1 pseudogene is annotated in these 638 nt (G+C 48.1%); it reads right to left on the reverse strand.

What is annotated here, in order from left to right:
• Window positions 1-638, reverse strand: a pseudogene (locus ACS8FC_RS18525) (YadA-like family protein); the annotation flags it as partial.

Below are 638 nucleotides of genomic sequence, written 5' to 3' on the forward strand. Positions count from 1 at the left end.
TCCCCTGTGGTAACACTAGTAAAGGTGACATCTTCTGCTGTCGCCACTTTAATACCACCATCTTCAGCACTAAGAACAATGTTATCTCCTGTGAGGAAGTTAGCGGTGTTGTTCGTTTTATTCAGTGTTTTAACCTCATTGCCGTCTATCTGAGTGACCACCGTCTGTAGCGCATTGTCAGCGTTTACCAAGCTGTTTTTGCTAGACTCGCTTAAGTCCACTTGGTAGTCGGTTATGTTGGTCGCGTCTTTGGCACCCGCTGTGATAGTCACGGCGGAAGAGCCTGCTGAAGCAGTAACGCCATCGGCATTGACGGTGTAGACGTCTTGACCGTTCTGACCTGTAGACTTCACAACATCAGCCACGTTAGTACCTGCGGCAACTTCTGTTTTAGCAGCGGCAGATGCACGATTCACGTCTCCTATATTTGCTGCATTGAAGTCATTACCCACACCGCTTGCGACGTTAGTGATTTGATTGCCACCGTTATTAAGACCCATACTGCTCAGTCTAACCGTGCTACCGCCAAGGAAGCTGACACCACCTGTGTTCAACAAGGTATCCCCTGTGGTAACACTAGTAAAGGTGACATCTTCTGCTGTCGCCACTTTAATACCACCATCTTCAGCACTAAGAAC

This window comes from Psychrobacter sp. 1Y4 (genome assembly GCF_051847555.1).